General features: G+C 67.6%; 25 protein-coding genes. 11 read left to right on the top strand and 14 right to left on the bottom strand.

What is annotated here, in order from left to right:
* Positions 1-25: 25 nt before the first annotated feature.
* The 3 genes from IAE60_RS05910 to IAE60_RS05900 all read right to left on the bottom strand — a co-directional run bounded on the left by IAE60_RS05910 (position 26) and on the right by IAE60_RS05900 (position 4,464).
* Positions 26-2,395, bottom strand: coding sequence for a sodium:solute symporter (locus IAE60_RS05910; protein ID WP_244966671.1), 2,370 nt, complete (start codon positions 2,393-2,395; stop codon positions 26-28).
* Between the two features lie 71 nt (positions 2,396-2,466).
* Positions 2,467-3,315: an HpcH/HpaI aldolase/citrate lyase family protein gene (locus IAE60_RS05905; RefSeq protein ID WP_187574226.1), complete on the bottom strand. Its 849-nt coding sequence runs from the start codon at positions 3,313-3,315 to the stop codon at positions 2,467-2,469.
* 132 nt (positions 3,316-3,447) lie between these two features.
* Positions 3,448-4,464: a sugar kinase gene (locus IAE60_RS05900; protein ID WP_187574225.1), complete on the bottom strand. Its 1,017-nt coding sequence runs from the start codon at positions 4,462-4,464 to the stop codon at positions 3,448-3,450.
* A gap of 232 nt (positions 4,465-4,696) precedes the next feature.
* Here IAE60_RS05900 and IAE60_RS05895 point away from each other — a divergent pair, with 232 nt between their 5' ends.
* Positions 4,697-7,495, top strand: coding sequence for a TonB-dependent receptor (locus tag IAE60_RS05895; protein WP_187574224.1), 2,799 nt, complete (start codon positions 4,697-4,699; stop codon positions 7,493-7,495).
* 708 nt (positions 7,496-8,203) lie between these two features.
* On the opposite strand, the gene IAE60_RS05890 is transcribed toward IAE60_RS05895, so the two are convergent.
* On the bottom strand, positions 8,204-9,556 hold the full coding sequence (locus tag IAE60_RS05890) for a pectate lyase family protein (protein WP_187574223.1): 1,353 nt from the start codon (positions 9,554-9,556) through the stop codon (positions 8,204-8,206).
* A gap of 151 nt (positions 9,557-9,707) precedes the next feature.
* On the opposite strand from IAE60_RS05890, the gene IAE60_RS05885 reads away from it, so the two are divergent.
* The 8 genes from IAE60_RS05885 to IAE60_RS05850 all read left to right on the top strand — a co-directional run bounded on the left by IAE60_RS05885 (position 9,708) and on the right by IAE60_RS05850 (position 17,703).
* On the top strand, positions 9,708-10,565 hold the full coding sequence (locus IAE60_RS05885; protein ID WP_187574222.1) for a 2-keto-4-pentenoate hydratase: 858 nt from the start codon (positions 9,708-9,710) through the stop codon (positions 10,563-10,565).
* A complete protein-coding gene (locus tag IAE60_RS05880) occupies positions 10,562-11,557 on the top strand; it encodes a TRAP transporter substrate-binding protein (protein WP_185895094.1) in 996 nt (331 codons plus the stop codon). The genes IAE60_RS05885 and IAE60_RS05880 overlap by 4 nt, the downstream gene beginning before the upstream one ends.
* 9 nt (positions 11,558-11,566) lie before the next feature.
* Positions 11,567-12,085 carry a TRAP transporter small permease gene (locus tag IAE60_RS05875; RefSeq protein WP_187574221.1) on the top strand — a complete coding sequence of 173 codons (519 nt, stop codon included), beginning with the start codon at positions 11,567-11,569 and terminating at the stop codon, positions 12,083-12,085.
* Between the two features lie 3 nt (positions 12,086-12,088).
* Positions 12,089-13,372 (top strand): TRAP transporter large permease, encoded by a 1,284-nt coding sequence (locus IAE60_RS05870; RefSeq protein ID WP_187574220.1) that lies wholly within the window; start codon positions 12,089-12,091, stop codon positions 13,370-13,372.
* Between the two features lie 83 nt (positions 13,373-13,455).
* On the top strand, positions 13,456-14,511 hold the full coding sequence (locus IAE60_RS05865) for a LacI family DNA-binding transcriptional regulator (protein ID WP_187574219.1): 1,056 nt from the start codon (positions 13,456-13,458) through the stop codon (positions 14,509-14,511).
* Between the two features lie 233 nt (positions 14,512-14,744).
* Complete coding sequence (gene kduI, locus IAE60_RS05860; RefSeq protein ID WP_187574218.1) at positions 14,745-15,593, top strand: 5-dehydro-4-deoxy-D-glucuronate isomerase; 849 nt, start codon at positions 14,745-14,747, stop codon at positions 15,591-15,593.
* Positions 15,594-15,709: 116 nt separating this feature from the next.
* Positions 15,710-16,468: a 2-dehydro-3-deoxy-D-gluconate 5-dehydrogenase KduD gene (gene kduD / locus IAE60_RS05855; protein WP_187574217.1), complete on the top strand. Its 759-nt coding sequence runs from the start codon at positions 15,710-15,712 to the stop codon at positions 16,466-16,468.
* A 110-nt stretch (positions 16,469-16,578) separates the two neighbouring features.
* Positions 16,579-17,703, top strand: a complete 1,125-nt coding sequence (locus IAE60_RS05850; RefSeq protein ID WP_187574216.1) for a GDSL-type esterase/lipase family protein — start codon at positions 16,579-16,581, stop codon at positions 17,701-17,703.
* Between the two features lie 53 nt (positions 17,704-17,756).
* On the opposite strand, the gene IAE60_RS05845 is transcribed toward IAE60_RS05850, so the two are convergent.
* From IAE60_RS05845 to IAE60_RS05820, 6 genes are all read right to left on the bottom strand, one after another.
* Positions 17,757-18,215, bottom strand: a complete 459-nt coding sequence (locus tag IAE60_RS05845; protein ID WP_185895086.1) for a hypothetical protein — start codon at positions 18,213-18,215, stop codon at positions 17,757-17,759.
* A gap of 43 nt (positions 18,216-18,258) precedes the next feature.
* A complete protein-coding gene (locus IAE60_RS05840; RefSeq protein WP_187574215.1) occupies positions 18,259-18,981 on the bottom strand; it encodes an HAD family hydrolase in 723 nt (240 codons plus the stop codon).
* Between the two features lie 129 nt (positions 18,982-19,110).
* Positions 19,111-19,428, bottom strand: a complete 318-nt coding sequence (locus IAE60_RS05835) for a hypothetical protein (RefSeq protein WP_162108015.1) — start codon at positions 19,426-19,428, stop codon at positions 19,111-19,113.
* Between the two features lie 24 nt (positions 19,429-19,452).
* The gene (locus tag IAE60_RS05830) at positions 19,453-19,773 is read right to left on the bottom strand and encodes an EF-hand domain-containing protein (RefSeq protein ID WP_187574214.1); all 321 of its coding nucleotides are present in this window, start codon (positions 19,771-19,773) and stop codon (positions 19,453-19,455) included.
* A 131-nt stretch (positions 19,774-19,904) separates the two neighbouring features.
* Positions 19,905-20,282, bottom strand: a complete 378-nt coding sequence (locus IAE60_RS05825; RefSeq protein ID WP_187574213.1) for an EF-hand domain-containing protein — start codon at positions 20,280-20,282, stop codon at positions 19,905-19,907.
* Positions 20,283-20,487: 205 nt separating this feature from the next.
* Entirely contained in the window at positions 20,488-20,883 is a 396-nt protein-coding gene (locus IAE60_RS05820) for a hypothetical protein (RefSeq protein WP_162108078.1), read from the bottom strand.
* A 144-nt stretch (positions 20,884-21,027) separates the two neighbouring features.
* Here IAE60_RS05820 and IAE60_RS05815 point away from each other — a divergent pair, with 144 nt between their 5' ends.
* Entirely contained in the window at positions 21,028-21,663 is a 636-nt protein-coding gene (locus IAE60_RS05815) for an NAD(P)H-binding protein (protein ID WP_187574212.1), read from the top strand.
* Positions 21,664-21,674: 11 nt separating this feature from the next.
* On the opposite strand, the gene IAE60_RS05810 is transcribed toward IAE60_RS05815, so the two are convergent.
* The 3 genes from IAE60_RS05810 to IAE60_RS05800 all read right to left on the bottom strand — a co-directional run bounded on the left by IAE60_RS05810 (position 21,675) and on the right by IAE60_RS05800 (position 23,554).
* The gene (locus IAE60_RS05810) at positions 21,675-22,139 is read right to left on the bottom strand and encodes a DUF4920 domain-containing protein (protein ID WP_187574211.1); all 465 of its coding nucleotides are present in this window, start codon (positions 22,137-22,139) and stop codon (positions 21,675-21,677) included.
* A gap of 37 nt (positions 22,140-22,176) precedes the next feature.
* Positions 22,177-22,680 carry a hypothetical protein gene (locus IAE60_RS05805; protein WP_187574210.1) on the bottom strand — a complete coding sequence of 168 codons (504 nt, stop codon included), beginning with the start codon at positions 22,678-22,680 and terminating at the stop codon, positions 22,177-22,179.
* An 88-nt stretch (positions 22,681-22,768) separates the two neighbouring features.
* Positions 22,769-23,554, bottom strand: coding sequence for a lytic transglycosylase domain-containing protein (locus tag IAE60_RS05800; protein WP_187574209.1), 786 nt, complete (start codon positions 23,552-23,554; stop codon positions 22,769-22,771).
* Between the two features lie 155 nt (positions 23,555-23,709).
* On the opposite strand from IAE60_RS05800, the gene ppa reads away from it, so the two are divergent.
* A complete protein-coding gene (gene ppa / locus IAE60_RS05795; RefSeq protein WP_093295280.1) occupies positions 23,710-24,264 on the top strand; it encodes an inorganic diphosphatase in 555 nt (184 codons plus the stop codon).
* A 60-nt stretch (positions 24,265-24,324) separates the two neighbouring features.
* Here the strand turns inward: ppa and IAE60_RS05790 are convergent, their stop codons facing one another.
* On the bottom strand, positions 24,325-26,205 hold the full coding sequence (locus IAE60_RS05790; protein WP_187574208.1) for a sulfotransferase: 1,881 nt from the start codon (positions 26,203-26,205) through the stop codon (positions 24,325-24,327).
* Between the last annotated feature and the right edge of the window lie 37 nt (positions 26,206-26,242).

Below are 26,242 nucleotides of genomic sequence, written 5' to 3'. Positions count from 1 at the left end.
GCGACAGGACCGATGGCCCATGCGCTCACCCCGACGCAGCCACCGCATCCTGGCGATGGATGGTCAGGCCCTGCAGCGATTGCGCGGGCGGCGGGAACAGCCAACTGGCGGCGTAGCCGATGACGATGCACAGCAGGATGGAGATGCCCAGGTAGAAGTACGGATGCACCAGGTCCATCGACCACACCAGCAGGGTCAGCGCGATGCTGCCGCCTATGCCGATGGCCACGCCCTGCGCGTTCGCGCGGCGGGTGAACATGCCCAGCGTGTATGCACCGGCGAATCCACCGCCCAGCAGGCCCGCCAGCTCGATCGACACGTCGAACAGGGAATGGATGTCGTAGCGCGACAGCAGCAGCGCGATGCCGATGCCCGCCAGGCCGACCAGCACGCCCATGATTTCCGCGAACAGCACGCTCTTCTTCGGCGTCGGGTTGCGGGCCAGCTTCTCGTAGAAGTCGACCGAAGCCAGCGTCGACACGCTGTTGATGATGCTGGACAGCGTGGACATGGCGGCGGCGAAGATGCCGGCGATGATCAGGCCGGTGACGCCCATCGGCAGTTCCGCCGCGATGAACAGCGGGAACGTGGCGTCGATGGGCAGCAGCGGATTCATCCGCTCCGGGTGCGACTGGTAGTACACGTACAGCGCGGTGCCGATGGCGTAGAAGAAGAACCCGCCGGGGATCATGATGGCTGCGAAGGTCCAGATGGAGCGGCCGGCCTCCTTGTCGGACTTGGTGGACAGCACGCGCTGCATCAGCACCTGGTCTTTCGGGAACGTCAGCACCACGTCGAACAGCACCAGGAATATGAAGCCCCAGACGGTCGCCTTGGTCAGGTCGAAGCTGAAATCGAACAGCCGGGTCTTGTCCTCGGCCATCGCCACCTGGACGAACTCCGGCACGCCGCCGTTGAGGTGGTAGATGATGAAGCCGATGGCGAAGATCGCGCCGCCGAACATCACGAAGACCTGCACGAAGTCGGTCCAGATGACCGCCTTCATGCCGCCCAGCGTGGTGTAGAGGATGGTGAACACCCCCATGATGAGGATGCTCCACACCACGTCGATGCCAGTGATGGTGGCGATCGCCAGCGCCGGCAGGAACAGGATCACGCTCATCCGGCTGCCGATCTGCATGGCGATGCACAACGCGCTGGCCAGCATGCGGATGGCCGGATGGAAGCGCTTCTCCAGGTAGGAGAACACCGACATCAGGTCCAGCCGGCGCAGCAGCGGCACGATCCACACCGCGACGAACATCAGGCCGAGCACCGCGATCAGGTTGTTGGTGAGGTACTGCCAGTTGGTCTCGAACGCCTTGGCCGGGATGGCGATGAAACTGATGGAGCTGGTGTTGGTGGCATACAGGCTGACGCCCGCGGCCCAGAAAGGGATGCTGCGTCCGCCGACGAAGAAGTCCGCCGTGGAGGCCCGCTTCTCCTGCAGGTAGAAGTACAGGCCGATGCCGACCATGGCCGCCAGGTAGACCACGATGACCAGCCAGTCCAGCCACTTGAGCAGGTAGGTGTTGCCGACCAGCGCCACCGTGCGCACGGCGCCGGTGCGGGCGTCCACGCCGGCCACGCCATCGCCCCACGCCGTCATCGAAGCGGGCAGTCCCCCATCGGGCGGATCCAGCTCGGCCCACGCGCCGGTGATGGTATGGAAGGTGGCGAGGTGGGCCGCCGCCGGATCGTCGTGGGACTGCAACGCATACAGCACGTGCGCCTGGCCGACCGCCCGCGCCGGGCCATCGGCGACGAGCTTCCCCGGCACCGGCGGCAACATCCGCCAGCCGCCGTCGCGCGACCAGCGCCACAGCACATCAGCCGCCGCACCCGACACGGTGGTCATCAGTTCGCCGCGCTGCGCGACCAGCGAAGCGGGCACGCCCGTGCCTGGCCAGGGCGGCAATGCCTCCCAAGGCACCGTGTCCGTGGTCACCGCACGCCGCAGGAACAGCACATGCCCGGCACCATCCTGCCCGGACACATACAGCGTGTCTCCGCCTTCGGCGACCTGCACGTGCCGCAGGTGCCGTGGGAAGGGAGGCAGCGCGCGCCATACCAGCGTGTCGCCGGTTCGCGATGCACGCTCCAGGCCGGCCATGTCGGTGCCGTCGCGCGTGCGCTGCAGTCGATACAGGCGTCCCGGTGCGGCGTTGCGCCACGCGCCCTCGCCCGCGGACACGGGCGGCACCCGCAGCGGACGCCAGCGCGAGCTTGTGCGATCCCACCATGATGCCCCGGCATCGCCCGATGCCAGGAGGGTGTCGTCAAGCGTGTACAGGCCCCGCACGGGCTCCGGTGGCGCAGGCAACGTGGACGCGTTCAGCCGCGTCAGGCTCTCCGCCATCGCGGGACGGTACGCCATCGCCAGCACGACCAGCATCAACAGGTAGATCGCATGCGACGCGCGGCGCCCACGTCCTCGCGCCCAGGATCGGACCGTTCCGCCCTGCATCACCGCGGCTCCCGGTCCAGCGTGGCCAGGACCGCCCGCGCGCGCGCCAGGAAAGGCGCGTCCACCATCCGGCCATCGACCGCGAACGCGCTTCCGTCCGCCGTCGCCGCGCCGACGATGCGACGGGCGGCCTCGATCTCCTCTTCCGACGGCGAGAACGCGGCGTTGGCCCAGGCCACCTGGCGCGGATGCACGCAGCTCTTGCCGGCGAAACCCAGCGCACGCGCCGAATCGGCCTCGGCCATGAAGCCCGCTTCGTCGTCCAGCCCGGGGAATGCGGCGTCGTAGGCGAACACGCCGGCTTCCGCGGCCGCCATCCGCAGCGCGTACTGTGCGGCGTGCACATTGCGCAGGTCCGCACGACGGATGCCGTGCGGTTCGAACAGGTCGCCCAGGCCCAGTTGCAGGCCGCGCACGCGCGGATGCGCCCGGGCGATCTGCGCGGCATGACGCAGGGCGCGCGGTGTCTCGATGTTGATCAGCAGGCCGACGGCCCGGCGCAGGCCCAGCTGCAGCTCGACCGCTTCGATCTCGCCGATCGCCTGGCGAAGCTGTTCCACCGATTCGATCTTGGGCAGGTTCAGCAGGTCGATGTCCAGCGGCAGGATCGCGCGCAGATCGTCTTCCCAGCCGGAGGTGTGCCATGCATTCACCCGCACCACGACCTGCTTGTCCGCAGCGCGGTGCGGTACGCCGCGCAGGAAGGCGGCGACCTGCGCGCGTGCCGCGCCCTTGTCGTCGCCGGCCACGGCGTCTTCCAGGTCGAAGGACAGCATCTCGGCCGCGCTCGCCAGTGCCTTGGCGAACAACGCGGGCCGGTTACCGGGGACGAACAGCTTGCTACGCATGGACGGCACTCTTCATGCCGCGCAGTCTGCGGGAATCGTGCGGAGGGCAAAGCCCGTGCGGGCATTTTCAAACGATAGTTTTTCCTGCGTCCGAAGATGCCGCAACGCAGCATTCCCTGCATTCCGGACCGATCAGCGCTTCACGTCCAGGGCGTTCTCGCCCAGCAGCGCATGCACGTCGTCCGCACCCACCAGGTTGAAGTCGCCCGGCAGCGAGTGCTTGAGGCAGGCCGCCGCCACGCCGAAGTCCAGGGCTTCCTGCGCCGACAGGCCCGTCAGGCCGCCGTGCAGCACACCCGCCGCGAAGGCATCGCCGGTGCCGATGCGGTCGACGATCGGCGAGACGTCGCGCGCGGCCGTGGTATGCAGCGCGCCATCGCGCAAGGCTGTGATGCCGGAGATGACATGGTGGTCCACGCTGCGCTGCACGCGCACGGTGGCCGCCATCTGGCGCAGATGCGGAAACGCCCGGAAAGCCTCGGCCGCGCCGGCAGCGAAGCGCTCCTGCGGCGTCGCCTGCGGGAACTCCAGGCCCAGCACCACCTGCAGGTCGCGATGGCTGGCGAACAACAGGTCGGCTTCGGCCATCAGCGCGCGCAGGATCGTGGGCGCATCGCCCCCCCAGGCCTCCCACAGCTTCGGCCGGAAGTTGCCGTCGAAGGACACCTTCGTCCCGTCGGCGCGCGCGGCCCTGACCGCCGCCAGCACAACATCCGCCGCCCGCTGGCCCAGCGCGGGCGTCACGCCGGAGACGTGCAGCCAGTCCGCGCCCGCCAGCAGTGCAGGCCAGTCGTGGGTGCCGCCGCCGACCCGAGCGAAGGCCGAGTCCGCGCGGTCGTAGAGCACCTCGCTCGGCCGCTGGATCGCGCCGGGCGTGAGGAAGTACAGCCCCATGCGTCCCGCAACCTGCTGCACCGCGCGCGTGTCGACACGATGCCGGCGCAGCTCGCCAAGCGCGGCTTCGCCCAGCGCATTGTCGGCGACCACGCCGACCATGCGCGCGTCATGGCCGAAGCGCGCCAGCGACACGGCCACGTTCGCTTCCGCGCCCCCGACGTGGACATCCAGCACCGGCGACTGCAACAGCATCTGACGGCCGGGCGCACCCAGCCGCAGCAGCAGCTCACCGAAACAGACGATGGTTCCCATTCCCCTTCTCCTCCCGTGCGTGGATGCCGCGCGCCACCCGCCAGGCCTTGTCCATGGGACAAGATAAACCGGCTCATCTGACAGTTGTTGTTGCAGCGCACACTCTGTTAGCGTTGTTTTTGACCAGCGGTGTCATTTTATCAGTTGGACAGGGTCACAGCACGGAAAACACGCTTTTTTACCAACAAATTTTCGCTCCATGCGGCCATGGTCCCTTGAGGAGGGGAGGAACATGCCAGTACGCCATCATCGCCGGAAGACACCGGTTACCATACTTGCCGTCTCGATCGGTCTGGCTCTGCAGTTGGGTGCCGCGGCGCATGCTCAGGAGACCGAGCCATCCGCCGACGCAGACGCACAGGAAAACGTGGATACCACGCTGGATACGATCAGCGTGACCGGCTATCGCGCCAGTCTCGAGAGAGCGCTCGACATCAAGCGCGGCGAGAAAGGCATCGTCGACGCCATCGTCGCGCAGGACATCGGCAAGTTTCCCGACCTCAACCTCGCCGAGTCGCTTCAGCGCATTCCGGGCGTGGTGATCACCCGCGATGCAGGCGAGGGACGCAACATCACCGTGCGCGGCCTGGGCCCGCAGTTCACCCGCGTGCGCCTGAACGGCCTTGAGGCGATGAGCTCGGTCGGCAGCAGCGACGGACAGGGCGGCGCCAACCGCAGCCGCAGCTTCGACTTCAACGTGTTCGCATCCGACCTGTTCTCGCAGCTGATCGCACGCAAGACTGCCTCGGCCGATGTCGAGGAGGGATCGCTGGGTGCGACGGTCGACCTGCGTACGGCACGCCCCTTCGATTTCGATGGCTTCACCGCCACGGGCAACCTGCAGGGCAGCTTCAACGACGCTGCGGAAACCACCAGCCCGCGTTTCGCCGGCCTGATCTCGAACAGCTGGGCCGATGGCCGATTCGGCGCCCTGCTCTCGGTCGCCTATTCCGAGCGGGACACCGTGGAAGAGGGGTCGGGAACCGTGCGCTGGGCCGGCGGAACGACCAACGGCGGATTCAATGCGGCCTCGCCCTTCACGCCGGCGCTGGCTGCCGACGTCTACGCGCCCCGCTTCCCGCGCTATACGCTGATGGAGCACGATCAGAAGCGACTTGGCGTGACCGGTGCGCTGCAGTTCAAACCTTCGTCCGACACCACGTTCAGCCTGGACGCGCTGTACTCGAAGATCGACGCGGTTCGCGACGAGCGCTACATCGAGGCCAACAGCCTGAGCAAGTCCAGCGGTGCCGGCAGGAAGAACGACATCCGGGTGATCGATGGCGTGATCGAGAACGGCGCGCTGGTCTACGCGGTAATGGACAACGTCGGCCTGCGCGCCGAGAACCGCCATGACGAATGGGAAACGACGTTCAGGCAGATCAGCCTGGACGGCGAACACCGTTTCAGCGACAGCTTCCGCATCAGCGGCAAGGTCGGCACCTCGAAATCCGAACACCGCAACCCGATCCAGGCGACGGTCATGATGGATCGGTACGGGGTGAACGGCTACAGCTACGACTATCGCGGAAACCGCAATCTCCCCGTCTTCAACTACGGCATCGATCCGACCGATCCGAACGGATGGAACCTGTCGGTCATCCGGCTTCGCGAGAACTACGTCACCAACGACTACGACACCGGCCAGCTGGATTTCTCCTGGATCGTGTCGCCGAGCTTCACCCTGAAGGGCGGCATCCAGGCCAAGAATTTCGGCTTCGTGTCCAGCGAGCGCCGGCGCGCCGCCACCGAGACCATCGTGCCGACCAACACCACCGGCGGCACGTCCACTTCGCCCGTGCCGTTGCCGACGGACCAGATCGTCCTGGCCAGGCTCCGCGGCGTCAGCGGGTCGCCGGGTACGTGGGTGGTGCCGGACTTCGACGCCATCGCCAACATGTACGGCATCTTCAGCGACAGCGGCACGTTCACGATGGCCAACTACAACCCCAGCGACCAGAGCGTCGGCGAGCAGGATCGCGGCGTCTACCTGATGGGCGAGTTCAGCACGGACCTGGGACCGGTACCGTTCTCCGGCAATTTCGGCGTGCGTTACGTGCGCACGAATCAGAACTCGACCGGCGTCGGCACGGTCAACGGCACGCCGACCGTGATCACCGTGGACCGGGAATACAGCGATACGCTCCCATCGTTGAATCTGGTGGCCGAGATCACGCCCGATTTCCTGATCCGCTTCGGCGCCGCCAAGGTGATGGCGCGTCCGCCGCTCGGCAACCTGAGCCCGGGCGTGACCGTCAGCGTCAGCGGTTCCGCCAGGACCGTCTCGGCCGGCAACCCGCTGCTGGATCCGCAACGCGCGAAGACCTACGACCTGGGCCTGGAGTGGTACTTCAACGAAGGCGCGATGCTGGGTGCCGTGCTGTTCTACAAGGACATCGACAGCTTCATCCAGAACACGCGCGAAACCCGCCCCTACAACACCAGCGGCCTGCCCAACAGCCTGCTGGATGGCACCACGGCGCTGCCTACGGATGATTTCGTCTTTACCGTTCCGATCAACACCCCGGGCGGTGCACTGCGCGGCGTCGAGCTGAACTACACGCAGCCGTTCACCTTCCTGCCCGGCTTCCTCAGCGACTTCGGCATGCAGTTGAATTACACCTACGTCGATTCGGAAGTGCAGTACCTGCTGTCCTCCGGTGCCCTGGCGCAGAAGGAAGAGCTGACAGGTACCTCCCGGCGGAGCTGGAACGCCTCGCTGTACTACGAAGGCGAGCGCCTTTCGGGACGGATTTCGGCCACCAACCGTTCCGACTACCTGATCCAGGTGCCCGGCACTGAAGCGGGCTTCAACAGCGCGGCCAACGGCGTGCACGGGCAGAGCGGCACTACCGTGCTCGATGCGTCGATCCGGTACAAGATCAACGACAGGCTCGAGGTCAGTCTCGAAGGCAGCAACCTGACCAACGAGGCGCAGGAGTCCTGGGTGTCCAACCCCGCCGTAGAACTGCCTCTCGAGTACAGCGAGACCGGCCGTCAGTACCTGCTGGGCCTGCGTTACAAGTTCTGATGACTTGACTGTACCGCACCCTCACCGGGGTGCACCGAAGCCCGGCCGCCTCTCCCGGCCGGGCTTCTCTTTTGGCGCAAAGCGCAGCCGTGTCGAACGTGGCGCCACACCCCAAGTGCGCTGGGCATAAAGGCCATGGAAGTGCGGGATGGTCCGATCGACAGCCGTATACGGGAGCGACCGCGTGTCGTCCGCCAAAGCCGGATCCCGATGTGTCAAGAGCACGGCACCCATGCCGCGCACTCGAGCCAGCACCGCTCCCCGGCCCTTCCGCATGCCGCTGTTCGCACGCGATCCGCCATCCCGGCCGCTCGGGGAGGACTACTGGCGCTTACGAACTGCAGTCCCGGATCCGCGCGACCCGCAGACGCCTCGTGCCGGGGTTCTCGATCAAGAGCGTGCGAAGCGGAGGTCGAGGGGGATGGTCTGCCCTCTTCCCGAGGCAGAGAGGCTTGTGCCAGCCCGCATCATGCGTGGGATCGAGTCCGGCCGCCGGTTCGGCCGACCGGCGCGCTCATGCACCCGCTGCAGGAACCCACACGTCTGTCCATGCGACTCGAACGGGCTCCGGCGCTAACGCTTCCTGCCCAGGATGGAGCGCGCGACCACCCCGGCCAGGCGGGTGCATGTCGCTGGACGGATGCGCCCCTGCCAGCAGCGGGGGCGCCCCAGAAGAAATCAAGACTTCAAACGCCGCGCCGCGCCGCGTCAGCGCAGCGGTTCACCGCGCGGGTAGCTGCCCGATTTCGGCTCCATCACGTCCAGGTTCCATTTGCTCTCGACGAAGGGCTTGCGGACTTCCTTGTACCGCGGATAGCCGCCCACCTGCTCCTGGCTGTCGATGATCTCGCCTCGCCCTTCGATGACATCGGCGACGATGCGGCGGTCGATCAGGTCGCGGTTCCAGGGCGTGGCGCCCACGTTCTCGATCACCGCATCCTGTACCTGGGCGGACGGCAACAGCGCGACACCGAACGGCAGCGCGGGCGCGGTCTTGACGCGATTGAGTTTCACCGGCGCGGTGGTGTAGCTGCCGGTTTCCTGGATGCTCTGGTTGCCGATGCGATCGACCACCAGGTTGTCATGCGCATACAGGTCCAGGTCGCCCGAACCACCGATCATCAGGAAAGCGAGCGGCTCGGTCGACCTGCCGGCGCGCATGACATTGCCCCGCACCACCATCTGGCCTTTCGAATAGGGATGGCCCAACCACTCTTCCGCGATCAGGTTGTAGTGAATGGCGCGCTGTCCGGGGTTGTAGATCAGGTTGTTGATCACCTGGCCGCGCGCCCCGCCCTTGAACAGCGGGCTTCGCTCGTAATTGTGCGCGTACAGGTTGCCGACGATCAGCACGTCGTTCACATGGTCATGGATCAGTGAGCCCTTGGAGTGCTCGCCCTTGGCATGGATCGAATTGGCCAGTCCCTCACCGACGATGTTGTTGCTGTAGGTGATCCGGCGCGAGGCGTTGGCCATCCATTCGGCCTCGTTCTCGCCATGGAAGCGGGTGCTGGACGCGCTCAGGTTCTCGTCGGTGGCCCAGGTGAGGGAGCAGTGATCCACGATCACGTCGTGCGCACCGCGCACGGTGGTGATGGCGTCGATGTCGCCGGAGCGCTTGGGCAGGCCGCCATCCCCCGGCCGGATGCGAAGGTGGCGGATGACCACGTCGTGGGTGGCGATGGTCAGGCCGCCCTTGATGATCGTCACCCCGGGATGCGGCGCGGTCTGGCCGGCGATGGTCAGGAACGGCTCGTCGATGCGCAGCTCCTTCATGCCCAGGTCGATCACGCCGCCCACTTCGAACACCACGATGCGCGGCCCCTTGGTGCTGACCGCTTCCTTGAACGATCCGGGACCGTCGGCCGCCAGCGTGGTCACGCGCACGATCTTGCCGCCGCGCCCACCGGGCGTGTGCGCCGCCGCGCCCTGGGCGCCAGGAAATGCGAGCGGACGGGTATCGGTGGCGAGCACCGGCGCCATGGCGAGCACCAGCATCGCGGCCAGGCCGCGACTCAGCCCGCGGGCGCGCGCCCACGTGGGGAAACGGTCGTGAAACATTGGCTCCCTCCCAGGAGTGGATCGACGCATCGTGGCATCGGGATGGATTTTGCGGCAGTGCACATTGTCAATGACACCGGTTTACCATATACAGGCCATCAACCTGCGCTGTCACTCGGCAGTGCAACAAAACGCAGCGGGGAGAACCCACTTGAGTAACGACCCAAACGCCCTCGCCGACGCGCGTTCCGCGGCGCCCGCGCTGGCTGCCATCGCGGACGGCTTCGTCGGCGCGCGCCGCCAGGGCCGGGCGTTGCCCGGCTTTCCCGGCGAGGTGCCCGACGACCTGGTTACGGCGTATCGCGTGCAGGATCTGGCCATTGCGCAGTGGCCCGACCGCGTGGTCGGGTGGAAGGTGGGCTTCATCGCACCGGAACGGCGCGACATATCAGGCGACGAGCGCCTGCTCGGCCCGATCTTCGCGCGCCAGCTGCAGTTGGCTACCGGTGGTCAGCCCACGTTCGAGGTGTTCTCGGGGGGCTTCGGCGCGGTGGAAGCCGAATACGTGCTGCGTCTGGAGGTCGACGTGCCTGCGGACAAGACCGACTGGACGCCGGCCGAAGCCGCTGCCGTACCGTCGACCCTGTTCATCGGCATGGAAGTGGCCAGCAGCCCGCTGGCGACGATCAACCAGCTCGGCCCGCGTGTGGTGGTCTCGGACTTCGGCAACAACAATGGCCTGGTGATGGGCGCCGAAATCCCGGCCTGGACCGACCGCAGCGACGCCTCGCTGACCTGCACCACCTCGATAGACGGCCGGCAGGTCGGCCAGGGCGGCGCCACCACGCTGCCCGGCGGCCTGCGGGCGGCCTTCGCGTTCGCACTGTCGCGCTCTGCCCGCCGCGGCCGTCCGCTGAAAGCCGGCGACCTGATCGCCACCGGCAACGCGACCGGCATCCACGACATTCTGCCGGGGCAGCAGGCACGCATCGAGTTCCACGGCCATGGCAGCATCGAGGCGCTGGCCGTGGCGGCCAGCCCGAAGGACGAAGGAGACTGGCGCGCATGATGAACCGTCGTCGCTTCCTGGCCGCCGGTGTCGGGGCCGCGGCCGCCATGCCGCTGGCGGGAAGTCACGTGCTGGCCGACGAGGGCAGGCACGTGCTGACCGCCACCGACGTGCACGTGAAGGACTATCCCACCGTCGAGGCGGTCCGCTGGATCGGCGAGACGATGGCGCGCGAGACGGGCGGCCGGGTGACCCTGCGCCAGTACCACTCCGGCCAGCTGGGCCGCGAGTCCGAGGCCATCGACATGGCGCGCTTCGGCGCCATCGACATGACCCGCGTGTACGCGGGCGCGCTGAACAACGCGTTCCCGCTGACCCAGGCCCTGTGCCTGCCCTACGTGTTCGACTCGGTGCCGCACATGCGTCGCGCGATGGACGAGGGCGTGGGCAAGGCGGTGCTGGAAGGCTTCGCCAAGCGCGGCCTGGTCGGCCTGGCGATCTACGACTCGGGCGCGCGCTGCTTCTACAACACCCAGCACGCGATCCGCGTGCCCGCCGACCTGCATGGACTGAAGGTCCGCGTACCGGTATCGGACATCTTCATCCGCATGCTGCGCCTGTTCGGCGCCAATCCCACACCGCTGTCGCTGGGCGAGGTGTTCTCGGGGCTGGAGACGCGCATGATCGACGGGGCGGAGAACAACATCCGCAGCTTCCATTCCAGCCGCCACTTCGAAGCCGCGCGCTACTGGTCGCAGACCAACCATTCCTACGCACCTGACGTGCTGCTGGTGTCGCAGCGCACGCTGGATGGCCTGCAACCGCGCGACCGCGAATTGCTTGTCGAAACCGCCCGGCAGTCGGTGGGCGTGATGCGGTCGCTCTGGGATGCATCCGAAGCGAAGGCCCGCGAAGCGGTCTTCGCCGCGGGCGTGGAGCATAACGAAGCCGACCTTGCCGCGTTCGCGCGTGCCTCGCAGCCGCTGCTGTCCGAATACCGCAAGGATCCGGCGATCGACGCGCTCTACCGCCGCATCCGCGACCTGGCCTGAGGACCGACGATGTCAGAAGAAGCCGCATTTGCTCCCGCCACGCCACTTCAACGCGGCATGGATGCTTTGTCCAACGTAGCCATCGCCGTCGCGGTCGCCGCGCTGTTGGGATTGGTGGTCGTGCAGGGCTGGCAGGTGATCGCCCGCTACGTCATCAACGACTCGCCCAGCTGGACCGAACCGGTGACCGTGCTGCTGCTGACCACGGCCATGAGCCTGGGCGCCGCAGCCGGTGTGCATACGAACAGGCACTTTGGCTTCTTCCTGCTGGCCGATGCGGCGGGTCCGCGCCTGAAGAAGGCGTTGCATGCCGTTTCGCCGCTGGTGATCGCCGCCATCGGCGCGGTGATGGCGTACTGGGGCGCGGTGCTGCTGTTCGACGGCCTGGACATCCGCATCGCCGGTGCGCCCATGCCGCAGAGCATCGGCTACCTGCCGCTCTCGCTGGGTGGCCTGCTGATGGTGGTGTTCGCCCTGTACCGCCTGTTCCTGGTGCTGCGCGCGCCGCCGACCGACGAGGCCCGCTGACCCATGGCGATCACCCTGCTCTTCTCGATCTTCGCGATCCTGCTGCTGATCGGCGTGCCGGTCGCGTACGCACTGGCGGCGGCGTCGCTGGCCACACTGCTCTACCTGGACCTGCCCAGCATCGTGCTGGTGCAGCAGATCTCATCGGGCACCGGGTCGGCATCGCTGATCGCGATTCCGCTTTTCATCTTCGCGGGCGAGATCATGCTGCGCGGCGGGATCTCCGAGCGTCTCATCAGCCTGGCAGCGTCGCTGGTCGGCCGCCTGCGCGGCGGACTGGGCCAGGTCAGCATCCTGTCTTCGCTGTTCTTCGGTGGTGTATCGGGCTCGGCCATCGCCGACGTGTCGGCGGTGGGCGGCACGATGATCCCGCAGATGGTCAAGCGCGGCTACGACCGTGATTTCGCCGTCAACGTCAGCATCACCGCCGCATTGGTGGCGCTGCTGGTGCCGCCCTCGCACAACCTGATCCTGTTCTCCGCAGCGGCCGGCGGTGGCCTGTCCATCGCCGACCTGTTCGCTGCCGGCATCGTGCCCGCGCTGCTGATGACGATCGTGCTGATGTTCACGGGCTGGGCGGTGGCGTGCAAGCGCGGCTATGGCACGGAACCGTTCCCGGGCCTGCAGGCGGTGCTGCTGCGGCTGGTTTCCGCGCTGCCGGGACTGGGACTGGTGGGCCTGATCTTCTTCGGCATCCGTGCCGGCATCTTCACGGCGGTGGAGAGCGCCGCCATCGCGGTGGTCTACGCGCTGCTGGTGACCAGCGTGCTGTATCGCCAGCTCTCGCTGAAGGAATTCTTCGCCACGGTGACGCATGCCGCGCGCACCACCGGCGTCATCCTGTTCGTGATCGCCACCGCAGCCGTGTTCGGCTGGCTGCTGGCCTACCTGCAGGTGCCCGCTGCGGCCGTCGAGGCGCTGCAGTCCATCGCCCACAGCAAGTACACGGTGCTGCTGCTGATCATCCTGGTGCTGCTGGTGCTGGGCACGTTCATGGACCTGGCGCCGATGATCCTGATCTGCACGCCGATCTTCCTGCCGGTGGCGAGGGCTTACGGCATCGATCCGATCCACTTCGGGCTGGTGCTGGTGCTGACCGGCGGCATCGGCCTGGTGACACCGCCGGTGGGCTCGGTGCTGTTCATCGGCACCGCCATCGGCAAGATCACCATCGCGCAGAGCATGCGCACGATCTGGCCGTTCTGGCTGGCGGGGCTGGCGGTGCTGCTGGTCGTGGCGCTGTTCCCCGAGCTTTCGCTGTGGCTGCCGAAGGCGCTGGAGGGATGATTCCGTAATCGGCGCTACCGCACGCCAGGACCACCCCCAGCCGCTAGAATCCCCCGAAACGACGAACGGACCCGCACCGCCCCATGCCCGCGCGCAAGAAGCCCGACAGCCCTGCCAGCCTGCCCACCGGTGGCAAGGCCGCGACCATCAACGACATCGCACGGCTCTCCGGCGTCTCGAAGAAGACGGTGTCGCGGATCATCAACCACTCGCCGCTGGTGCGGAAGGACACGCGCGAGAAGGTCGAGGCGCTGATGCGCGAGGTCGGCTATTCCCCCGATCCGATGGCCCGCGGGCTGGCGTTCCGGCGCTCGTTCCTGATCGGCATGGTCTACGACAACCCGACGGCGCAGTACATCGTCAACATGCAGTACGGCGCACTGGATGCCCTGCGCGACTCCGGCTTCGAACTGGTGGTGCATCCCTGCGACAGCCGCAGCCCCGGCTACATCGACGGCGTGCGCCGCTTCGTCCAGCAGCAGAAGCTGCACGGCGTGATGCTGGTGCCGCGCGCCTCGGAAGACCAGGCGCTGGCCGACATGCTGGCGGAGATCGGCTGCCGCTACTCGCGCATTGCGTCGGTTTCGATGGATGAGCCCTCGCGCATGGTGGTCACCCACGACCGCGACGGCGCGGCCGAAGCGGCCGAGTACCTGCTCTCGCTCGGCCACACCGACATCGCATTGATCACCGGCCCCAGCGCGTACCGCTCTTCGATCGAGCGCACGGACGGCTTCGTCCAGGCACTGGCCAAGCGGGGCCTGGAGATTCCGAAGTCGCGCATCATCGAAGCGGGCTACACCTTCGAATCCGGCGTGGTCGCGGCCGAGAAGCTGCTGTCCGGCAAGAACCGCCCCACCGCCATCTTCACCGGCAACGACGAAATGGCCGCCGGCGTGTACAAGGTCGCCATGCGCGCGGGCATCAACATCCCGCGCCAGCTGTCGGTGGTAGGCTTCGACGACAGTCCGCTGGCCTCGCGCCTGTGGCCCTCGCTGACCTCGGTCCGCCGCAACACCCGCGACACCGGCCGCACCGCGGCCGCCATGCTGATCCAGCCCGAGGGCACACCGATGCTGGCCGCCGCCAGCATCCGGCCGCATCTGGTCATCCGGGATTCTTCGCAGCCGCCGGAGTAGCGGGGATAGAAAGCGGGGGATAGGGATGATCGCTCCCTGAAACCTATGGCCCCCGGAGAGTCCCCGCGCGCGACGCCCTCGCCGCCCCTCATTCCCGGATTCCGCATTCCCTGGTCCCGCTCCGTCCCCTGCCGCACCGCAAAATGACACCGGTTACCAAAAGGCCGTAGAATCACCCACGACCTATCCCGACGCCCCGGTCCACGGGCGTCCGCACCGACGGAGCCCCGCCCATGTTCTGCAAGACCTACCACGCCACCCACCCGGACATGATGGACGGCGCGAGCAACGACCAGCTGCGCGACCGTTACCTGATCGGCAACCTGTTCGTCGCCGACACGGTGCAGCTGAACTACTCGCACAACGAACGCTTCGTGATCGGCGGCGCCGCCCCGGTGTCGAAGAAGGTCGACCTGCCGCGCCAGACCGAGCCCGCCTCGGCCGCCGGCAAGCCGTTCCTGGAACGCCGCGAGCTGGGCGTCATCAACGTCGGCGGCGGTGCCGGCAAGGTCACCGTCGACGGCACGACCTATGCGCTGGGCCCGAAGGATGGCCTGTACGTGGCGATGGGCAGCGCGGACGTGGCGTTCGAATCCGATGAGGCGGCCAACCCCGCCAAGTTCTACCTGACCTCGACACCGGCGCATGCGCGCTTCGAGACCAAGCAGCTCTCGATCAAGGACGCCGTCGCGCTCGAGCGCGGCGCGCTGGAAACCAGCAACGAGCGCACGATCTACCAGTTCATCGTGCCGGCGACCTGCCAGTCCTCGCAGCTGCTGCTGGGTCTGACCGTGCTGAAGACCGGCAGCGTGTGGAACACCATGCCGCCGCACCTGCACGACCGCCGCAGCGAGGTCTATTTCTACTTCGACCTGGGCGATAACGACCGCGTCTACCACTTCATGGGCGAACCGGACGCCCAGCGCCACATCGTCGTGCAGAACGACGAAGCCGTGGTCTCGCCGCCATGGTCGATCCACATGGGATCAGGCACCAGCAACTACGCGTTCATCTGGGCGATGGGCGGCGAGAACCTGGACTACACCGACATGCACGTGCTGGACATCTGCCAGCTGAAGTAACCCACGCCATGCAGAGCCGGGCTTGCTCGGCTGAACCGCCAACAGAATTCGATACAGCACGCGCAGCGGAGCACGCTCCGCTCTACCCGAAGCGCACCACACCGAGGGAATCCACGATGGCAAGCAACCCGTTCAGTCTCGAAGGCAAGATCGCGCTGGTCACCGGCGCCAACACCGGCCTGGGCCAGGGCATCGCCGTGGCGCTGGCCGAAGCCGGCGCCGACATCGCCGCAGCCGGCATCGTGGAAGCCACGGAAACCGGCGAGAAGGTGCGTGCGCTCGGCCGCCGCTTCCTCAACCTGGAGGCGAACCTGATCAGCATCGATCCGGTCGAACGCCTGGTGAAGGAAACCGTCGCCGGCCTGGGCGGGCTGGACATCCTGGTGAACAACGCCGGGCTGATCCGTCGTGCCGACGCCGTGGACTTCAGCGAGAAGGACTGGGACGACGTGATGAACGTCAACATCAAGTCGGCGTTCTTCATGTCGCAGGCCGCCGGTCGCCACTTCATCGCACAGGGCAGCGGCAAGATCATCAACATCGCCTCGATGCTGTCGTTCCAGGGCGGCATCCGCGTACCGTCGTACACGGCCTCCAAGAGCGGCATCGCAGGCATCACCCGCCTGCTCGCCAACGAATGGGGCGCCAGGGGCGTGAACATCAACGCCATCGCGCCGGGCTACATGGCCACCGACAACACGGCGCAGCTGCGTGCCGATGAAGACCGCAACAAGGCGATCCTGGACCGCATCCCGGCCGGTCGCTGGGGCGAGCCTTCCGACCTCGGCGGCACCGCGGTGTTCCTGGCCTCGCGCGCGTCGGATTACGTCAACGGCGCGGTCATCCCCGTCGATGGCGGATGGCTGGCGCGCTGACGCGCGCCTCCGCACGGGATGCTGTGGGAGCGACGTCAGTCGCGAAATGAGCATTCCGATCCGTCATCGCGACTGACGTCGCTCCCACAAGGGCACGGAGAAGACTGCCAATGGCGCGCATGTTCATCCTCGTGGCGATTTTCGCCTGCTGTGCGCCGACGGCGGCCGGAACACCGCCGCGCCAGGTCTTCATCGCCGGCGATTCCACGGCCAGCCACTACGGCCCCGAGCGCGCGCCCCGCGAGGGCTGGGGCCAGCAGCTTCAAGGCTTCCTCGACGACGACGCCTACGTGGTCCGCAACCATGCGCAGAGCGGACGCAGCTCACGCAGCTTCATCGCCGAGGGCTGGTTCGACGGCATGGCGAAGGACATGCGTTCCGGCGATGTGCTGCTGATCCAGTTCGGCCACAACGACGAGAAGATCGAAGACCCCAGCCGCTACAACGAGCCGCTGCGCGCGTTTCCCGAATGGCTGATGCGTTATGTGGAACTCGCCCGCGCAAAGGGCGCCACGCCGATCCTGGTGACGCCGGTCGCGCGCCGAAAGTTCGACCATGGGCAGCTGCTCGACACGCACGGGCTGTACGCGCAGGCCGTGCGTGATCTTGCGTCGCGGGAGAACGTGGGCCTGATCGACCTCACGGCGTTGAGCATGGACTGGTTGCGCGCGGCCGGCGACGAGGCCAGCAAGGCGTACTTCATGCATGTGCCGGAACAGGACCAGCAGGACGACACCCATTTCCAGCGACGTGGCGCGGTGATGGTGGCGTGCCTGGTGGTGCGAGGCTGGAAGCAGATCGATCCTGCGCTCGCGGCGCACGTGGTCCGCGATACGGATTGTGGTGCACCGGCCACCGCGCTGGCCGACCGCAAGGCGAAGCCGAATCCATCCCTGATAGTGCACGAACACGACATCGCAGTGCAGCAGTCCGGCCCGCACGGCGGCGCGGGAACCACCACGGCCTACCCGTTCTTCCGCGACGCGCCGGCGCTCGGCTTCGAGTTCCGCAAGCGGGTGCTGCACAAGGGCGCCGGCATCGGCCTGCACCAGCACCACAAGGACGAGATCTACTATGTGCTCGGCGGTCGCGGCGTGTATGAGCTGGATGGCACCGCGCAAGCGGTGCAGGCCGGCGACGCCATGCTGACCCGTCCCGGCAGCACCCACGCCATCCGCCAGGACGGCGAAGAGGATCTGGTGCTGCTGATCATGTACGGGAAGAAGCAGCAGTGAGCGGCGAGGAGTGAGCAGAAGCGCGGCCCCTCCCGCTCCTCACTCCCTTCCACTCACTTCTCGCCCTCAGGCACCGGCCGGTCCCACCGCCGGTAGGTCGCTTCCAGCGCGCTGCGCAGTCGCCGGTACTGCGGGCTGCCCGGCTCGGCCTGCAGGCGGCCGGCAACCGCTTCCCAGCCGCCTTCATGGTCCCGCGACCATTCGCGCACGACGGCACGGCACGGCTGACCGACGATCTGCGCCAGCGCGCACGCCATGAAGATGTCGCCGGCGGTCCAGTCCGGCTGTTGCTGCATCGCTTCCACATACGCACGCGGTACGGCGTAGTAGCGCGACATCTCGTCGGCGAAAGCGGCGGGGTAACGCGCGGCGTACTCGTTGATGTCGGCGAGGTGCCGATCCACCGCGGGGTCGCCCGTCGCGGGCGTGTAGGCCGCGGCATCCTGCGCACCGGCAGGCGCGGTGATCGCGAGGCAGGCCAGCAAAACCAGGACGGGCAGCGCGCGCTTCATGCCGCCATTGTGCCGCAGGGCCGTCGCGCACGCTTCATCGTCGTCAGGCGACGGGGGTCGCTTCGATCGCCGCCAGCGCGGCAGCCAGCTGGCCGGCGCTCTCCACCACGCGCAGGCGTGGCGCGTCGTGGGCGACGCCGTGTTCGGCCTCCAGTGCCCACGTCACGTGGTACGGCATGTGGATACCCCAACCGCCCAGGCCGAGCACGGGTTCTATGTCCGACCGCAGCGAGTTGCCGACCATCGCGAACGCGCCGGGCGCCACGTCGAGTTCACGCAGCACCCGCGCGTAGGTGGCCTCGTCCTTTTCCGACACCACCTCGATGCGGTGGAACAGGTCGGCAAGACCGGACTGCGCGATCTTGGCTTCCTGGTGGAACAGATCGCCCTTGGTGATGAGCACGATCTCATGATCCGAGGCGATCTGCGCCACCGCTTCGCGGATGCCCGGCAGCAGGTCGACGGGATGCTGCAGCGTGGCCCGCCCGATCTCGATGACGCGATGCAGGTCGCGGGCGCTGATGCGTTCGTCGGTCAGCTGGATCGCCGTTTCCAGCATCGACAGGGTCATGCCCTTCACGCCGTAACCGAAGATCTTCAGGTTGCGACGCTCCACCTCCAGCAGTTGGCCATGCGTGCGCGGATCGGCCAGGTCGATGTATGCGGCGAGGATCGCTTCGAAGTCCGCTTCTGCCTGGCGGTAGTAATCCTCGCTCTTCCACAGCGTGTCGTCGCCGTCGAAGCCGACCCATTGGATGCGCGCCATGCGGAAGCCTGCCGTCGTTGCTGGAGGGGCGCGCAGGATAGCAGCCCGGACTTTTCGACGCCTCACCACGATGGCCACCCGAAAGCGGCCATCGTGGTCGACGTTTGCTCATCGCCGTGCGGTGCGGGCTTACCCGCCGCTGGCAGGTTGCGTGGTGCTGTCGTCGGTCGGCGGCGGAGTGGTTTCCGGCGCGTTGGGATTCGCGGGCGGCGGCAGGTTCGGATCGCTGGGGGGAGCATTGGGATCCGTGGGCATGGTCGGATCGGTCGGTGCCGGGGGTGGCGGCGCAACGTCGGCCGGCGGCGTGGTTTCGACCGGTTCCGGCGCCGCAGCGGCCGGCATCTCGTCCGGCTTGGGACCACAGGCGGTCAGCAGGCCCGCGCCAAGCACGGCCGTGCCCAGAAGCAGCAGCGGTTTGTCGAGCAGTCGATGAATGCGCGTGTTCATGGTGTTCTCCAGAAGGGAAAGGGATCAGGACTGGCCCTGCGCGTAGACCGCGTATTCCTCGGGGGTCAGGCGACCATCGGCATCGGTATCCAGCGTGCCGAAGGCCTGCGCGAGGGGCGGATCGACGGCGGCCTCATCCTTGCTGATCGCTCCGTCTCCGTTCGTGTCCAGGTCTTCGAACGGTTTGGGGGAAGAGGGCGCGGGTGCGGTACGCGGTGACGTGGCCTGCGCACCGTCAGTGACCTGGGGGGTGCGCTGCGCCTGTGCGTAAGACGATGCCGCGATAGCCATCAACATGCAGGCGGTGGCCAACGGCAGGATGCTGCGTGGTGTCGTGTGCGTCATGGAACCTCCTTGATCCGGCACGGCAACGTTCTCAGTGAGACCGGACCTGAAAAGGAAGAGGCGGCGCGCGGCCGCCTCTTCGGCTTGCGTGGGGTGCCGGATCGCGCCGTCACGCCACCGGGCGGCGATGCTTACTTCTGCTCGCCGTAGTTCTTGCTGACGAACGCCTTGTACTCGTCGGCGCTCAGCGAACCGTCGGCGTTGGCATCGGCCTGGTCGAACACCTGGCTGAGGCCGGCGTTGGCGGTGGCTTCCTGCTTGCTGATGGCGCCATCGCCATCGGTATCGACGTCGGCCCATCCCTGCTTGCCCTGCGTGGCCGACTGGGTGCTCTGGGTCGGGCTCTGCGTGGTGGAACCGGTCGCCTGCTCGGCGGTCGGTTCGCTCTGCTGGGTCTGCGCCTGTGCAGCGGCGTCCTCGGCCTTCTCCTGGGCGAATGCCAGCGGCATGGCCAGCGCGGCGCTCAGTGCGGCCAGGGCGATCAGCGGCTTGCGGGTGTTGTTCTTCATGGGTGTGCTCCGTTCCGTAGGGAGTGCGTCCGATTGCGCACGGCCCCACCTTGCAACCCGGCATCTGAACGAAATTTGCGCGGCGAAATGAACGTGCACGCATGCTTAACCACGCCGTTACCGGCTTCGGCTAGCCCGGTGTTAGCGGCTCGTGATCGCGATGTGGGCCGCGCGTGGAATGCGTGACGGCGCGCAGGCTTCGGCGTTAGGGATCCGTTTTTTCAGCACCACTGCGCGTGGTTCCATCCGCCGATTTTTTCCTGAACCATTGCCAACCGATCACGACGCCCGCCAGTGCACCGGCGACTTCCAGCACCACCCGTGCGCCCAAACCATCGGGATCGTGGATGCCTTTCAGGGCCAGGCGCGCATACAGGGGCGACTCCAGCCGGGAAATGCCCAGGTAGAACATGTTCCAGAGGTCCACGCCGGCACCGAGGATCACGGCCGATACGCAGGCCCAGCCGATGGCATGGCCCATCGCGGCGTTCGCCCTGTGGCAGACCGCGTTCCACACCCAGAAGCACAGCACGCCGATGAGCAGCGCGATCAGGCCGGCTTCGAGCGCGCCCAGCACGCCGTAGTGGAGCGGAAGGTTCATCGCGCGATGACCGTGAAGGATTGCCTGCGGCAGGGCATGGATGGGGCTCCAAGGCACCATGGCGGCGCCTGCCGGTACAGCGTAACCGATGGTATCGGCGGTCCGGCTGGCATCATGCACCGACCGACGTATCCGGAGCCCCCCATGAAACGTGTGTTGCTGGCCGGTGCGACCGGACTGGTGGGACAGGCGACGCTGCAACGGGCGCTCGCTTCGACGGCCGTCAGTGAGGTCGTGGCGCCGACACGGCGTCCACTGCCAGCGCATCCGAAGCTGCTCAACCCGGTGGTCGATTTCGACGCCTTGCCGGGCGATGCCGCGTGGTGGCAGGTGGACGCGGTGGCCTGCGCGCTGCGGACGACGATCCGCGATGCAGGCTCGCGGGAGGCGTTCCGGCGCGTGGACCACGACTACTGCCTGGCGATCGCACGCCATGCCCATGCGCATGGCGCGCAAGCCTTCGCCCTGGTGTCGGCGCTGGGCGCGGATCCGGCATCACGCGTGTTCTATTCGCGCACCAAGGGTGAAGTGGAGCAGGCGCTGGGGCGGATCGGATTCGACTCGCTGACCCTGCTGCGGCCCGGGCTGCTGGGAGGCCGCCGCACGCAGCACCGCGCGGGCGAGCGCTGGGCGCAGCGGCTTCTGGGAGCGCTTGGGCCCGCGCTCCCGCGCCGCTACCGTGTGGTGCCGCCGGAGCGCGTCGCGGCGGTCCTGCTGGATGCGGCGCTGGAGGCACGCCCGGGACACCATGTGGTGTCGTCGGAACAGCTGCTCGACTGAGCAGGGGCGACTCAGGCGCCGGGATCGTCGGCGAGCACCTGCACCCCGTCAGCGAGGATGCGGTATTCGACTTCCGGCACCGGCGCAGTCGTGGAGGTCTCTTCAGCGGTATGCGCACGGGCGGCGGGCGACAGCGTCGCCCGCACCAGCACACCATGCACCTGGGCGGGGCCGCGTACATCCTTCGGCACGTAGAAGTCGTGGTCGCCCAGCAACACGCGCGCGCCCTGCCCCGCGTCCTCCAGCATCACCCAGCACCCCTTCTTCTGGCACACGTCGACCACGCGGCCGCTAAAGATGCGCGATTGCCCTTCGTGCGCGGCGGGATCGGCCAACGCCTGTGCGAGCGGCACCACCGGCCCGGCGGGCACGTCGGCACCGAACTTCTCCCATGCGGCGTCCTTCGCGCCCACGGCAGCCGCGGACACCATCAGGCCCATCACCAGCACACGACGCATCGCACGTCCCCTTTCCATGAAAGCCCGCATCATAGCCGTGCGCCGGCGGAGTGGCTCAGTGCAGCAACCCGTGATGGACCAGGCGGAGACGCTGTGTACCGGCGGCGGTGATGGCGTCGCTCGCCCGCTCCAGCAGGCGCTCGTCTTGGTCGTCGATCACGACCAGCACCTTGCCCGCTTCGATCTCGCTGCGAAAATCGCGGCGGACCTCACTGGGTACGGACGAACCGGCCAACGCCGCGGCCCAACCACCCACCAGCGCGCCGACCAGCGTGCACAGCAGGACGGCGACCAGCGGAATGCCCACCGCAGGGATGGCCATCGCAAGCAGGCCGACCACCAGGCCGACCACGCCACCACCGATCAGGCCGCGCATGGCGGCCGGCATGAAGTCGGTGGGAGAGCCTTCCTTCTCGTCATCCGGCATCTGCGTCATCTCGATCTCCGGACGGCCGACAAGGGCGGCGTGGTCCGGCTGGATGCCCATGTGCAGGGCTACATGCAGCGCCGCTTCGGCGGTGCCGATATCCGGGGCGCTGAATACGCGTCGCGTCTTCATGGCGGTCTCCTGGCCGGCGCGTGGGTCCGGCCGTGGCGACACCGTAGGCCCAGCCATGGGAGCGCCGGGTGAAGAACACGGGTCCAGCCTAGAGCGCGGGCCGTTCCGGCACCTGCTTGCGTCCCAGTGCGCGCAGGTAGAGCTCGTACAGCGCGGTGACCTTGGAGACGTATTCCTGCGTCTCCGCGTACGGGGGCACCCCACCATAGCGCGACACCGTGCCGATGCCGGCGTTGTAGGCGGCCGCGACCAGCGTCAGGTCGCCCTTGTAGCGGTGCATCAGCGCGCGGAGGTGACGCGCGCCGGCATTGATCGATTGCGCGGAGGAGTAAGGGTCGGCGACGCCGTATTCCTTCGCCACCTCCGGCATCAGCTGCATCACCCCCATGGCGCCCTTCGGCGACAGCGCCTTCGCATCGAAATCGCTTTCGGCGTGCGCCACGGCACGCAGCCAGGCATCGTCGACGCCGGTCTGCCGCGCGGCGGCCTTGAACTCGGACGGGTAGCGGTCCAGCCGGGGTTTGCCCACCTTGCCCAGGCCCGGATGCGCGGGTTCGCCGGGCGGCGTCTGCACGGTGAACTTCAGATACGGCGTGGAGCCCGGCAGGTTGCGGGTGGAATAGACCTTCTGGCCGTCCTGCTCGCGCTCGTACAGCGTGCCGCTGAACACGCCCATCGAGCCCCACAGGTTGGGGGTGCTGACGGCGTTGTCGTCGATCTCCTTGGCGGTGCACTTCGAGCCGGGCTCCGGCGCGGTGGCCAGGCTGACCGTCCCACCCTGCACGCAGCGGTACACCGTGCGCGCGCCGGCGTCGGCGCTGGCCAGGGCCAGCACCGCCAGGAGGAAGCCGGCGGCGGGTCGGAGAGGATGCATGGGCGGCGGATTCTAGGGCCCGGAAGCTGTAAGACAGCCTGAATCACGTGCCGGGCGCCGACGGCCGGCCAGTCCTGGCCCGCTCCTGCTGCGCCGCAGCAGCCAAGCGCGTAAAATGCCGGCCCTCACTCACCGCACCCCCTTCGGAGCACGCAATGGGCCTGGATCTGGTCACCGCCGGCAAGAACCCGCCGGACGAAATCAACGTCATCATCGAGATCCCGAAGGACGCCGAGCCGGTGAAGTACGAAGTGGACAAGGCAAGCGGCGCGATCTTCGTCGACCGCATCCTCTCCACCCCCATGCGCTACCCCTGCAACTACGGCTACGTGCCGCACACCCTGTGCGGCGACGGCGACCCGGCCGACGTGCTGGTGGTGCTGCCGCTGCCGCTGATCCCCGGCTCGGTGATCCGCTGCCGTCCGGTCGGCGTGCTGCGCATGAGCGACGAAGCCGGCAGCGACGAGAAGCTGCTGGCCGTGCCGGTGGACAAGGTGTTCGCCGGTTACAGCCACATCAGCGACATCGACCAGGTCAGCCCGCACTGGCTGGAGCGCATCGGCCACTTCTTCGAGCACTACAAGGACCTGGAGAAGGGCAAGTGGGTCAAGCTGGACGGCTGGGGCAACGCGGCCGAAGCCAAGGCCGTCCTGGTCGACGCCATCGCCCGCCAGGCCGCGCAGCCGGAAGACGAGAAGCACAAGTTCTGAGCGCGCCTGCGCGTCAGTGACGAAGGCCGCCCAAGGGGCGGCCTTTCTTTTGTTGCGTCGTCAGAGGCCGGCGGCGCGGGCCGCGCGATCGAGCGTAGCGCGCCACTGCGCCAGGCGCGGCTCGATCTCGGCTGCATGCCGGCGCCATTTGTCGGGGTCCGGCTGCGACAGCGTGTAGCGCGACAGCGGGAGCTGGGCCCCCAGTTCCCGGTCCCAGGGCCAACCGGCCCATGCGCTGAGACGGAGGGCTTCGCCCTGGGGATCGGCGAGGAAGCGCCCATAGTCGATGGACGCCCAGTCGTCCGCGGGCAGCGCCTGCAGGTCATCCAGCATGATGCGCGTGGCGGTTTCCCATTGCCGCGCCACGATCTCGCCGAGCGGTTGCCCGTTCAGCGCCTGCCAGCCCGGCGTCAGCAGGAACGACCAGGTCGGCCCCTGCCATCCCGGCAGCGTGTACATCCGGAACCGGCCCGACATCCATCCGTCGATCATGCTGCCCCAGACCTGCCGCGGGTCGCGGTGCAGGTAGATGAACTTCGCATCCGGGAACACCGCCTTGAGGAACGGGATGCGCAGTGCATTCTTGGGGGTCTTCTCAAGCATGCGGACCGCGGATTCGCGCTCCGGCACGCGACCTTCGCGATCACGCAGCGCATTCCGGAAACGACTCTGCAGTTCCTGGACAACCGCAAGTGTCGCGTCGTCCGCACCCAACTGGTTGGAATGGTAGTCGCGCTGCGCGGGCGAAAGCCCGTCCACGCCCTCGATCAATTGGTGGCTTTCGTCGCCGATCGTGTAGACCTGCGGCGCGCCCGCGAGCGTTTCGAACAGCAGGGTGGACCCGGATCGGGGCGGGCTGACGATGAAGACCGGACGCTCCAGCGCCGGCCCGACACGCGAGGACGAAACCCCGCTGCGTTTGGGCGCGGCGGGTTCCGGCACCACCACGGCACCCGCATGCACCTCGGGTTGGCCATGGACATCGGTCTGGGCCGGTCGGCTCTCGTCGGAGAGCGCCATGTCGAAGACATGCGAATTCAGCGCATGCCAGAAACCCACGTTGTTGCGCAGGTCGATGCGGTCCGCACCGAGGCCCAGCAGCTCGCGCCTGGTCGCATCCAGCAACGCCTGGTAGCGGGGGCGGCCGGCGGCATCCTCGCCATGGCAGGCCCACAGCGCCTGCCATCGGCGCGAGAAGCGCAGCAGCGCGGCCTGGATCGCGCCAAGCCGGGGATCCGCCACGCACTCTCCGAGCAGGAACACCATGTGCTCGCGTACTTCCCAGGGCGACATGACCGCGGGTGCGTTGACCTGTTCGAAGTCGAGCTTCGCCTGCTTTCCGGCCACCGGTGGATGCAGACGTGGGCGCCACTCGCCGTGATACGCCTGGCCCGGCGCACGGCCTTCGGACAGCAGATCCCAGAATCGCTCGCCTCCCACGGTGTCTGCGACCAGGTGGATGCGCTGGGCACTCCCTTCGTTGAGTACCCGGTGCCTGCGCCACGTATCGAAGATCCAGCATTCGCCCGCGCCCATGTTGATCTCGGCATCCCCACACTGGAAGCGCACGCCCGGCGTGGTGACGATGGGGACATGAACGCGCATGCGCTCGCGCCAGTAGTAATTGATGTCGACGTGCGCCTTCACTTCCGCCTGGCCGTTGAGCCGCATCAGGCGCGCCCGCCCCCAGGTGGCGCCGATCGCTTCAAGCACCTGGCCCAGATAAGGGCACCGCTCGAGCCACGGCGTCGGCCGCATCCGGCCGGACAGCGCGTCGCTGGCAGGGTCGCCTTCCGTCGTGATCAGCGTCAGGGCGCTGTTGCCGTCGTCCCGTGATGTCCGCCCCCGCCAAGCGCTTTCCTCGATCGCGGACACCTCGGCCAGCAACGCGGCGGCATCGAACGTGATGGGGAGCTGGATGAACGGGACCTGCAATTTCATGGGAGGGTGTCCGGGATCGAAGCAGCATGGCGGCTGC

Source organism: Pseudoxanthomonas mexicana, assembly GCF_014397415.1.
GTDB lineage: Bacteria > Pseudomonadota > Gammaproteobacteria > Xanthomonadales > Xanthomonadaceae > Pseudoxanthomonas_A > Pseudoxanthomonas_A mexicana.
The sequence above is the reverse complement of the archived record's forward strand: the minus strand, read 5'-3'. Positions and strand labels throughout refer to the sequence as shown.

Bases quoted from the DNA above. Each gene is read 5' to 3' on its own strand.
- IAE60_RS05805 (WP_187574210.1), bottom strand. From the start codon at position 22,680: ATGAAGACGCGACGCGTATTCAGCGCCCCGGATATCGGCACCGCCGAA.
- IAE60_RS05905 (WP_187574226.1), bottom strand. From the start codon at position 3,315: ATGCGTAGCAAGCTGTTCGTCCCCGGTAACCGGCCCGCGTTGTTCGCC.
- IAE60_RS05835 (WP_162108015.1), bottom strand. From the start codon at position 19,428: ATGAACACGCGCATTCATCGACTGCTCGACAAACCGCTGCTGCTTCTG.
- IAE60_RS05895 (WP_187574224.1), top strand. From the start codon at position 4,697: ATGCCAGTACGCCATCATCGCCGGAAGACACCGGTTACCATACTTGCC.
- ppa (WP_093295280.1), top strand. From the start codon at position 23,710: ATGGGCCTGGATCTGGTCACCGCCGGCAAGAACCCGCCGGACGAAATC.
- IAE60_RS05830 (WP_187574214.1), bottom strand. From the start codon at position 19,773: ATGACGCACACGACACCACGCAGCATCCTGCCGTTGGCCACCGCCTGC.
- IAE60_RS05845 (WP_185895086.1), bottom strand. From the start codon at position 18,215: ATGAAGCGCGCGCTGCCCGTCCTGGTTTTGCTGGCCTGCCTCGCGATC.
- IAE60_RS05800 (WP_187574209.1), bottom strand. From the start codon at position 23,554: ATGCATCCTCTCCGACCCGCCGCCGGCTTCCTCCTGGCGGTGCTGGCC.
- IAE60_RS05840 (WP_187574215.1), bottom strand. From the start codon at position 18,981: ATGGCGCGCATCCAATGGGTCGGCTTCGACGGCGACGACACGCTGTGG.
- IAE60_RS05865 (WP_187574219.1), top strand. From the start codon at position 13,456: ATGCCCGCGCGCAAGAAGCCCGACAGCCCTGCCAGCCTGCCCACCGGT.
- kduI (WP_187574218.1), top strand. From the start codon at position 14,745: ATGTTCTGCAAGACCTACCACGCCACCCACCCGGACATGATGGACGGC.
- IAE60_RS05790 (WP_187574208.1), bottom strand. From the start codon at position 26,205: ATGAAATTGCAGGTCCCGTTCATCCAGCTCCCCATCACGTTCGATGCC.
- IAE60_RS05910 (WP_244966671.1), bottom strand. From the start codon at position 2,395: ATGCTGGTCGTGCTGGCGATGGCGTACCGTCCCGCGATGGCGGAGAGC.
- kduD (WP_187574217.1), top strand. From the start codon at position 15,710: ATGGCAAGCAACCCGTTCAGTCTCGAAGGCAAGATCGCGCTGGTCACC.
- IAE60_RS05815 (WP_187574212.1), top strand. From the start codon at position 21,028: ATGAAACGTGTGTTGCTGGCCGGTGCGACCGGACTGGTGGGACAGGCG.
- IAE60_RS05890 (WP_187574223.1), bottom strand. From the start codon at position 9,556: ATGTTTCACGACCGTTTCCCCACGTGGGCGCGCGCCCGCGGGCTGAGT.
- IAE60_RS05880 (WP_185895094.1), top strand. From the start codon at position 10,562: ATGATGAACCGTCGTCGCTTCCTGGCCGCCGGTGTCGGGGCCGCGGCC.
- IAE60_RS05870 (WP_187574220.1), top strand. From the start codon at position 12,089: ATGGCGATCACCCTGCTCTTCTCGATCTTCGCGATCCTGCTGCTGATC.
- IAE60_RS05850 (WP_187574216.1), top strand. From the start codon at position 16,579: ATGGCGCGCATGTTCATCCTCGTGGCGATTTTCGCCTGCTGTGCGCCG.
- IAE60_RS05900 (WP_187574225.1), bottom strand. From the start codon at position 4,464: ATGGGAACCATCGTCTGTTTCGGTGAGCTGCTGCTGCGGCTGGGTGCG.
- IAE60_RS05810 (WP_187574211.1), bottom strand. From the start codon at position 22,139: ATGGAAAGGGGACGTGCGATGCGTCGTGTGCTGGTGATGGGCCTGATG.
- IAE60_RS05875 (WP_187574221.1), top strand. From the start codon at position 11,567: ATGTCAGAAGAAGCCGCATTTGCTCCCGCCACGCCACTTCAACGCGGC.
- IAE60_RS05820 (WP_162108078.1), bottom strand. From the start codon at position 20,883: ATGAACCTTCCGCTCCACTACGGCGTGCTGGGCGCGCTCGAAGCCGGC.
- IAE60_RS05825 (WP_187574213.1), bottom strand. From the start codon at position 20,282: ATGAAGAACAACACCCGCAAGCCGCTGATCGCCCTGGCCGCACTGAGC.